Below are 8,708 nucleotides of genomic sequence, written 5' to 3' on the forward strand. Positions count from 1 at the left end.
GGACTGACGCGGCCTGTCCGCGCAGTGACCCGCGTCACGTTCGCGGGAGCTGCCCTATAGGGTCAGGGGTATGCGTCGCGCCAAGATCGTCTGCACCCTCGGCCCGGCCGTCTCCACCCCTGAGCGCATCCGCGCGCTCGTCGACGCGGGGATGGACGTGGCCAGGCTGAACCTCTCGCACGGCGCCTACGCCGAGCACGAGGAGATCTACCGTTCCATCCGCAAGGCGAGCGACGACAGCGGCCATGCGGTGGGCATCGTGGTGGACCTGCAGGGGCCCAAGATCCGCACCGCCCGGTTCAAGGACGGGCCGGTGGAGCTCACCACGGGGGAGTCGTTCACCATCACCACCCGGGACGTGGACGGGTCGTCGTCCGAGGTCGGCACGACGTACAAGGGTCTGCCGGGCGACGTGAAGCCGGGCGACGCGCTCCTGATCGACGACGGCAAGGTGGCCCTTCGGGCCACGGAGGTCACCGACACGGACGTGCGTTGCATCGTCACCGTGGGCGGCACGGTCTCCAACAACAAGGGGATCAACCTGCCCGGGGTCGCGGTCTCCGTGCCGGCCCTTTCGGAGAAGGACAAGGACGACCTCCGCTGGGCCCTCGGCCTGCGCGCGGACATGATCGCCTTGTCGTTCGTGCGGTCCGCCAAGGACCTCGACGACGTGTACGAGGTGATGGACGAGGTGGGGGTGCGCCTGCCGGTCATCGCCAAGATCGAGAAGCCGCAGGCCGTGGACAACCTCGTGGACATCATCGCGGCGTTCGACGGCGTGATGGTCGCCCGCGGCGACCTCGGGGTGGAGCTGCCGCTGGAAGAGGTGCCGATCGTGCAGAAGCGGGCGATCGAGATCGCCCGCCGCAACGCCAAGCCGGTCATCGTCGCGACCCAGGTGCTCGAGTCGATGATCGACAACCCGCGCCCCACGCGCGCCGAGGCCTCCGACGCCGCCAACGCCGTCCTCGACGGTGCGGACGCCCTCATGCTGTCGGGGGAGACGAGCGTCGGCGCCTATCCGATCGAGGCCGTCCAGACCATGGCCCGCATCATCGAGAGCACCGAGGAGCACGGTCTCGAGCGCATCCGACCGCTGGGCACTCGTCCGCACACCATGGGCGGGGCGGTGTCCGCCGCTGCGGTGGAGATCGGCGACCTGCTGGGGGCGAAGTTCCTCATCACCTTCAGCCAGTCGGGGGACACAGCCAAGCGCATGTCACGCATCCGCCCGAGGATCCCCATGCTGGCCTTCACGCCCGAACAGCACACCCGCTCGCGCCTGGCGCTCGCCTGGGGCATCGAGACCTACCTCGTACCCATGGCGCGCCACACCGACCAGATGGCCCGGCAGGTCGACCTTTCGCTGCTCGAGTCGGGCCGGGTGCAAGAGGGCGACCTCGTCGTCATCGTGGCAGGCTCGCCGCCCGGGATCCCGGGCTCCACCAACGCCTTGCGGGTCCACAAGATGGGCGACGCGGTCAACAAGGTGGCCCCGGCGTACGAGGACCTCGACCCGGGCGTCTGAGCGCGGCCCCAGCGGCCGCAGGGAGTGTCTGCGGGCACTGGATGTCGGCGGCCGGCCGGTCGGCCGTTATGCTTTCCCCGCGCCGCGCCAGCGGCTCGCCGAAGTGGTGGAATGGCAGACACGGAGCACTCAAAATGCTTTGCCCGAAAGGGCGTGCGGGTTCAAGTCCCGCCTTCGGCACTCACCTGACCAGCGGAAACACCACCACCGGGTGGGCCGTGTCCACGCCCTGTCCACGCGCTGTCCACGGCACGTCCAGGGCCTCGCCGTTGCGGGCGGCCCCGCGGTGGTTGTCCCGCCGCGGGTGGAGGACCGGTTCCTGTATCAGGGCCTTCCGGAGAGCGCGCAGGGCGACCACCCTATGCGTGCGCAGAGGTCGCATCCTCGCCTGTTGCCAAGTCTTCGATTGGAACCGAGGGGTGGAGGGGCGCCTGTGGCTCGGGCTGGCTCGAGTCCGTACCGCCTAGGGTGACGTTTGTGAACCTCGCCCCCGCGGACCAGACGGCCGTCGAAGCGATGTGGGCGTCGTACGTCGCGGACACCGGCTACGACGGACCCCTCGTCACGACCTACGCCTTCGGCGACTCTGCCGAGCTGGCTGACGAGCTCGGCCTCTTGGTGTTGCACGGTCCCAAGAGGGCGACGGCCGGTCTCGTGCAGGAGTTTGATGCAGGGGAGCAGGCATTGCCTGAAGTGGGGGACCGGTGCGCGGTGCTCGGTGGCGACGGAAGGCCACTAGCGATCGTTCGCACGACCGACGTGCGAGTAGGGCCGCTGGCGTCGGTCGACGACCGCTTCGCGTGGGACGAGGGCGAGGGTGACAGAACGAGGGCTTGGTGGCTGGCTGCGCACACGGGCCTCTTCATCCGTCAGTGCGCGACGATGGGCCTGACGTTCTCCGACAATATCGGAGTGGTGTTCGAGCGGTTCGACCTCGTTTGGCCAGCGTGTGACCACGCCCGCGGTGACGTGTGGAGGCCGCCTCAGGCGTAGGCGACCTCAGTGCCATCGCCGGGTCTCTCGATGTGTCGCACCTCATGGATGCCTCGCTCCGACGGACCGCGTCTCGATACACCAGGGAGCAACGTCCGGAAAGAGCTTCGACGCGTGGTGGGCGGTCGCCCACGGTGCACTCACCCGGGGGCTCGGGACATTTCTCCCGGGCAAACCGGGACGGTGTCTCGTGACCCGTGACGGCGAAGCGGCGACTCTGAGCGGTGTGGGGCGGGTGGGCCGCCCTGGTTCTTGGGAGGTACGTCATGGCAGCTGTCTCGCAGGTGGACTTGACGGGCACGGCGCGCTGGAAGTGGACCGCGTCGGTGGCATTGGTGCGCACCGGCGGGGTGGCGGCGGTCCTTGCAGGCGTGGTCATGGGGGTGCATGAGTGGTGGGACGACCGGGTGCCGGGTGTCCAGGAGGGCGTCGTGCCGTCCTCCCTGCACGCCACGTGGGTGGGGCTGATGTTCGTAGGTTTCCTGGGGTTGAGCGCCCTCCAGCGACCCGCCTTCGGCCGGTTCGGGCGCGTCGCGTCGCGTCTGGCGGTGGCGGGCACGGGATGCCTTTTCGTGCTGGCACTGAATGAGACATGGAATTTCGCCCGCTCCCATGGTGCGCCGCAGGCCGACCCGCCCCTTCCGGTGATGGTGGTCCTGTTCGTGGTGATCGGGTGCTACGTCGCCGGCCTGATGCTCTTCTCCATCGCCACCATCCGGGCCGGCGTCCTGCCCCGCGCCGCCGGCATCTTCCTGCTGGTGAGCGTGCTGCTGAAGATCTTCGCGTCCGGTGTGCTGCCGGGCACGCTGGCCCTGATGGGCGTCGCGTTCGCCGCTATGGGGTTGACCGCGTTGCGGGCGGTCGGCTCGACAGGCCCGAGCCGCCAGGGTGAACCGGGGACGGTGGAGCCGCGAGCCAAGGCATAGGCGCGAGGGCCGTGGAGGGCGGACACTGGGGTCGTGCCCCAGCAGCAGCGCGCCTGCTCGACCTGCCGCCCCGGCGCCTGGAGATGACCAGTTCCAGGCTCCTGGCTGCGGCGTCGACGCGGCCGTTCGCAGGGATGGTTGGGGTGTTCGCTCTGGTAGTGGCGGCATGGGTGGCCATCGTGCGGGCGGGTGTCTTCGCCTCGTCGTGGACTTTGTTGATCTCAACGTCGGTCATGGCGATGGTGGGGGCGTTCCTGGCTGGTCGGCGACCGCGTCACCCGGTGGGCTGGCTGCTGCTGGCGACCGGAGTGCCATTCCTGGTGGGCCAAGGTGCCGACGGCATCGCCCGCCGAGCTCTGAACAGTCCACCGGCGGGTCCCGGCGCGGAAACCGCCCTGTGGGTGGCGAACTGGGTGTTCCCGCCGGCGTTGGTGCCGCTGTTCGTTCTTGTGGCGCTGACCTTCCCCGACGGCCACCTGCCCTCGCGACGGTGGCGGGGCGTGGCGGTTCTGTCCGGGGTTCTGGCTGCAGTCCTGGCCCTGTTCGGCGCCTTCGCGCAGACCACCCTCGTGCTCGGCCGGACCGCGACTCCCAACCCTTACGCGGTGCCCGCGCTCAGCGCCGTGGCTGCTGGGGTCATGACCGGTGCCGGGCTCGTCCTGCTGGCCTGCTCTGTGGCGGCGACGGTCAGCCTCTTCCTGCGCTGGCGGCGCGCGCCCAGGAAGGCTCAGCAGCAGATTCTGTGGGTGGTGCTGGCGCTCGTCGTGCTCGCGGCTGCGCTCGTGGTGGACGCCGCGGTGGCGCTGCTCACGCCGTCGCTGTACCCGGCGGTCTTCCCCACTGTCCAGCTGACACCTGTGGTGGTGCCGTTGGCCATCGCGGTGGCAGTCCTGCGGCACCAGCTGTTCGACATCGAGGCGCTGGTCAGCCGGGTCCTGGTCTATGTGATCCTCACCTTCGTGCTCCTCGCCGGGTACGCCCTCGCGGCGACCTGGGCCAGCGCGGCCCTTCCGGGACCGGCCGGGACCCTGGGCCGGGTGGTGGCCACCGCCGTCGTGGCGGTGGCCTTCGCACCGTTGCGGGATGTGCTGCAACGGGTGATCGGCCGCCGGCTCTACGGCGACCGTGGCCGGCCGTATGCCGCGATGACCCGCCTCGCCCGCCAGCTCCAGCAACCTTCAGCCCCGGAGAAGGTCCTGGACACTCTGGTGACCTTCGCCGCGGGGGCGCTCCGCTCCCCGTATGCGGCCATCGAGCTCGACGACCAGGTCGACCCCGCGGCCGAGCACGGCGCGCGACCCGCGGTCAGCCGGCGCCTTGCATCGGTGCAGCTGACCCATGCCGGGCTGTCGCTGGGGCGGCTCGTGGTGGCCGGTCGGGGACGTGAGTCGCTGGACCCGGCAGACCTGCGGCTGCTGGCCGACCTGGCACTGCCCATCGGCGCGGCGGTCCACGCCGTGGGCCTTTCGGTGGACCTGCACCGGTCCCGCGAACGCATGGTGCTGTCGATGGAGGAGGAACGCCGGCGCGTGGGCCGCGACCTGCACGACGACCTCGGACCGCGCCTGGCCGCGATCAGCATGCAGGTCGAGCTGGCCCGTGACCTCACGCTCACTGACCCGCACCGGGCGCACACCCTGCTGGACGACGTGCTGGACCAGACCGAGGTCGCCGTGCAGGAGACCCGCCGGGTCGCCCACGACCACCGAGCGCCGGCCTTGGACAGCCTTGGCCTGGTCCCGGCGCTGGAGGCCCATGCCGCGCACGTGGCAGCTGTGCCGGTGTGTTTCCAGGTGCCCAGCGACATACCCGCGTTGCCCGCCGCGGTGGAGGTGGCGGCATACCGCATCGCCCTGGAAGCGATCCAGAACGTCGCCACCCATGCGCAGGCCCGCTCGTGCGTGCTGCACCTGACCCACGACGAGCAGGGACTGACCTTGGACGTGACCGACGATGGCCTGGGCATTCCCGACAGCTATACGGCCGGCCTGGGGCTGCAGTCGATGACCGAACGGGCCACCGAGCTGGGCGGCACCCTAACCGTTCAGCCCGGCCCACACGGGCGCGGGACGCTCGTCCGGGCCGTCCTGCCCTGTCGACCCGGCCACGCGACACGTCCGGTGGGATCGGGCCGGCCCCGGCTAGCGGACGCTCGGGGAGGGATGCCTCGATGAGCGTCCTGAACGTGCTGCTCTGCGATGACCACGCCGGCTTCAGAGCCAGCCTGGCAGCGCTGCTGAGCGGTAGCGAGGACGTCGTGGTCGTCGGCGAGGCAGCCGACGGGGCCCACGCTGTCCGGGCGGTGCTGGCACTGCAGCCCGACGTGGTGCTCATGGACCTGGCCATGCCAGGGATGGGTGGTGTGGAGGCCACCCGAGCCATCGTGAACAGCTCACCTCACATCCGGGTGATCGTGCTGACCATGGTCGAGGACGACGACGCGGTCTTCGCCGCGATGCGCGCCGGCGCCCGGGGATACCTGCTCAAAGGCGCGCGACGGGCCGAGATCGTCCGCGCCGTGCGCGCTGTCGCCGACGGCGAGGCGGTGTTCGGCGGCGCCATCGCCAGCCGCCTCATCCGGTACTTCGATCCGCCAGTCACGGTGTCACCGTCACCCAGCTTTCCAGAGCTGACTCCTCGGGAGGTGCAGGTTCTGACCCTGATGGCTCGGCACTTGGCCAACCCCGCGATCGCTCACCAGCTCGGCATCAATGAGAAGACGGTGCGCAACAATGTCTCCGCCATCCTGGTCAAGCTCCGCGTCGCCGACCGAGCCCAAGCCATCCTCGCCGCCCACCAGGCCGGCCTCGCGGCGGAGGATCACCAGCCCGAGACCAGGCGCTAGTCGTGCAAGCAAACGGCACGCGCCAGGCGACGCCCGTGGCGAAGGGCACGAAAAAAGCACGGGGTCAACGCACCTGGCCACCTCGCGTGCGCCTCGTCGACGCTCGACGAATCACAGCGGCGGTCGCGGAACCGTTCAGCGGGACACAGGCCGCCAGCCGTTGCGCCGGCGCGGCCCTCCCAGAGGGCAGGCGAACCGCACCACCGCTGGACCTGTGCCGGACGCGTCCGCAGGCGGCGGTATATGCCCGCGGCCACCGTGCCGCACTACACGCGACAGCGCCACCGTCGCCCAGGCGAGTAGCAAGCCGGTTGCGCTCGACCTCCGCATCCGACCTAGATGTACTGTCAGGCATGGTCGCTGCCAATCGTCCTGCGGTGGAGCCGAGGTACTCAGTGGCAGCCCTTCTGGTCGCCCTGCCCACCATGGCAGCTGAACTCTGGGGTTTCCATGCGGTTGGACATGACGACGGCAATAGGCCATGGACGGTGATCGGTGTCGCCGCGGCCGTTGTCACCTGCGCACTCCTTTCGGTCGTGCTGGCGCGGTGGGGGCTCCAACACCCACGGCAGACCGGTTCTCGCAGTCGGATATTTGGGCAGTCGGTGCTGGTGTTGGCATGGCTGTCCACCGTTGCACCCATGCTCGTGCTGGTGAGCGTCTTCGGATATGCCCTTTCGGGCGGCGGGAGCTAGTTTTCTCAGCGGCTATGACCGCTCGATTACCCAAGCCGAACCATGTGACCGCTGGGATCGGGCGCCGATGAGAAGTGGCGCCGACAGTGGTCTGAGCTCGGTCCGGTGAAACGCGCTGCGCGCATCAAGGGAGAGCAACGAGATGAGACCCCTTCGATACTCGATCAACGTCACACTCGACGGCTGCTGCGATCACGAGGCAGGGCTTCCCCCCGACGAGGAGTCGATGCGTTACTGGACCGCTGAGATGAAACGAGCCGATGCCCTCCTGTTCGGCCGGGTGACGTACGAGATGATGGAGTCGGCGTGGAGGCAGCCAGCCACGGGCACGTGGCCTGACTGGATGGGTCAGTGGGAGATCCCGTTCGCCGAGGCCATCGACGCGACGAAGAAGTACGTCGTGTCGGGCACGCTGAGCGGGGTCGACTGGAATGCCGAGCTGGTGCGAGGCGACTTGAAGCAAGCGGTTCAGCGACTCAAACAGGAGCCAGGCGAGGGCCTGTTCGTGGGTGGCGTGACGCTTCCCTTGGCCTTGGCTGATCTGGGACTGGTCGACGAGTACGTGTTCCTTGTGCAGCCGGTCCTTGCCGGATATGGGCCGACGTTGCTCGCCGGTCTGCGGGAGCGCATCCAGCTCGCGCTCGTGGATCGCCATGAGTTCCGGTCGGGGGTCGTCGCACTGCGATACCGGCCCACGCGAGAAGCGGCTTGACATGATTTGTCCTGGCACGTTGGCCGCTGCCTCGCGACGGTACGAAGTTCTCGCGCCTGATGGGAGGGCTCCCGCCTGATACGAGGGTTGGGACCGTCCCAAACGCGCGGACGGAATAGCGCAACCTGCATCCCGGAGGTGCCGGTAGACGATTCCTCCATGCTCGCCCCTACGAGGACGTCCGCTCATCGGCACGTCCCGATCGGGCATGAGCGGATCGGTGGGTATGTTCGTCTTGTCCTGCGTCGGCATCATCCGTGGACTGCCGATCCGTGCGCCGGACGCGCTCGTCGAGGGATGGGATGGCCGATGGAGTACAGCCTGCTCGGCGCCACCGGTGTCCTCGTGTCCAAGGTGTGTCTGGGCACCGCCACTTTTGGCGTGGCGCCACTGGAGCAGGACGCGGGGCGGGTGGTCTCTGCCGCACTCGACCTCGGCATCAACTTCTTTGATACGGCCAACGTCTACGGCCACATGCCCACCTTCGACCGCCAAGGCGCACCCCCAGCCGGCCAGCGGGATCCAGCCGAGCGCATCCTGGGCCGAGCGCTCGCAGGCCGCCGGGACGACGTGGTGATTGCCAACCAAGTCGCGCGAGGCCACAGGTCCCGGCGTGAACGACCAGGGGCTGTCTCGCCGACACATCATCCAACAGGTCGAGAACAGCCTGCGCAGGCTCGAGACTGACTACATCGACCTGTACTACGCCCACTCCCCTGATCCCACACTGCGTTGGAGCAGACGCTGTCGACGTACGACGACCTGGTACGGCAGGGGAAGCTGCGGTACGTGGCGTTGTCCAATTTTCCCGCGTGGCAGGTCACCCGCGCGTTGTGGCTCGCCGATGACCGGCGACTGCCTGCACCGGTCTGCGTACAGGTGAAGTACAACCTCATCGACCGGGCTGCGGAACGGCAGCTGCTTCCGGCGTGCGGCAGTGCCCCGCGGGGTGGTGGGCTTTGAGGGCTGATCCTCGGTGCCTACTCGCCGCTTTGGAGGGCGGCGATGG

General features: G+C 69.0%; 6 protein-coding genes, 1 tRNA gene and 1 pseudogene. All 8 read left to right on the top strand.

The features are described 5' to 3' along the window. Positions 1 to 70: 70 nt before the first annotated feature. A complete protein-coding gene (pyk, locus tag PHA84_RS09840) occupies positions 71 to 1,528 on the top strand; it encodes a pyruvate kinase (RefSeq protein WP_270887911.1) in 1,458 nt (485 codons plus the stop codon). 97 nt (positions 1,529 to 1,625) lie between these two features. Then, positions 1,626 to 1,708 (top strand) — tRNA-Leu (locus PHA84_RS09845). Positions 1,709 to 2,005: 297 nt separating this feature from the next. Continuing rightward, positions 2,006 to 2,521, top strand: coding sequence for an ASCH domain-containing protein (locus PHA84_RS09850; protein WP_270887912.1), 516 nt, complete (start codon positions 2,006 to 2,008; stop codon positions 2,519 to 2,521). 266 nt (positions 2,522 to 2,787) lie between these two features. Next, complete coding sequence (locus tag PHA84_RS09855; protein WP_270887913.1) at positions 2,788 to 3,447, top strand: hypothetical protein; 660 nt, start codon at positions 2,788 to 2,790, stop codon at positions 3,445 to 3,447. 11 nt (positions 3,448 to 3,458) lie between these two features. After that, the gene (locus PHA84_RS09860; protein ID WP_270887914.1) at positions 3,459 to 5,621 is read left to right on the top strand and encodes a sensor histidine kinase; all 2,163 of its coding nucleotides are present in this window, start codon (positions 3,459 to 3,461) and stop codon (positions 5,619 to 5,621) included. After that, a complete protein-coding gene (locus tag PHA84_RS09865) occupies positions 5,618 to 6,292 on the top strand; it encodes a response regulator transcription factor (RefSeq protein ID WP_270887915.1) in 675 nt (224 codons plus the stop codon). Before PHA84_RS09860 ends, PHA84_RS09865 begins: the two co-directional genes overlap by 4 nt. An 837-nt stretch (positions 6,293 to 7,129) precedes the next feature. Next, positions 7,130 to 7,699 (top strand): dihydrofolate reductase family protein, encoded by a 570-nt coding sequence (locus PHA84_RS09870; protein WP_270887916.1) that lies wholly within the window; start codon positions 7,130 to 7,132, stop codon positions 7,697 to 7,699. A gap of 309 nt (positions 7,700 to 8,008) precedes the next feature. Beyond that, positions 8,009 to 8,662, top strand: a pseudogene (locus tag PHA84_RS09875) (aldo/keto reductase). Positions 8,663 to 8,708 lie beyond the last annotated feature (46 nt).

Origin of the sequence: Pedococcus sp. 5OH_020, assembly GCF_027812955.1 — a bacterium.
In the GTDB taxonomy this organism is placed as follows: Bacteria; Actinomycetota; Actinomycetes; order Actinomycetales; family Dermatophilaceae; genus Pedococcus.

Coding starts and splice junctions, on each gene's coding strand:
- pyk (WP_270887911.1), top strand. CDS start 71: ATGCGTCGCGCCAAGATCGTCTGCACCCTCGGCCCGGCCGTCTCCACC.
- PHA84_RS09855 (WP_270887913.1), top strand. CDS start 2,788: ATGGCAGCTGTCTCGCAGGTGGACTTGACGGGCACGGCGCGCTGGAAG.
- PHA84_RS09865 (WP_270887915.1), top strand. CDS start 5,618: ATGAGCGTCCTGAACGTGCTGCTCTGCGATGACCACGCCGGCTTCAGA.
- PHA84_RS09870 (WP_270887916.1), top strand. CDS start 7,130: ATGAGACCCCTTCGATACTCGATCAACGTCACACTCGACGGCTGCTGC.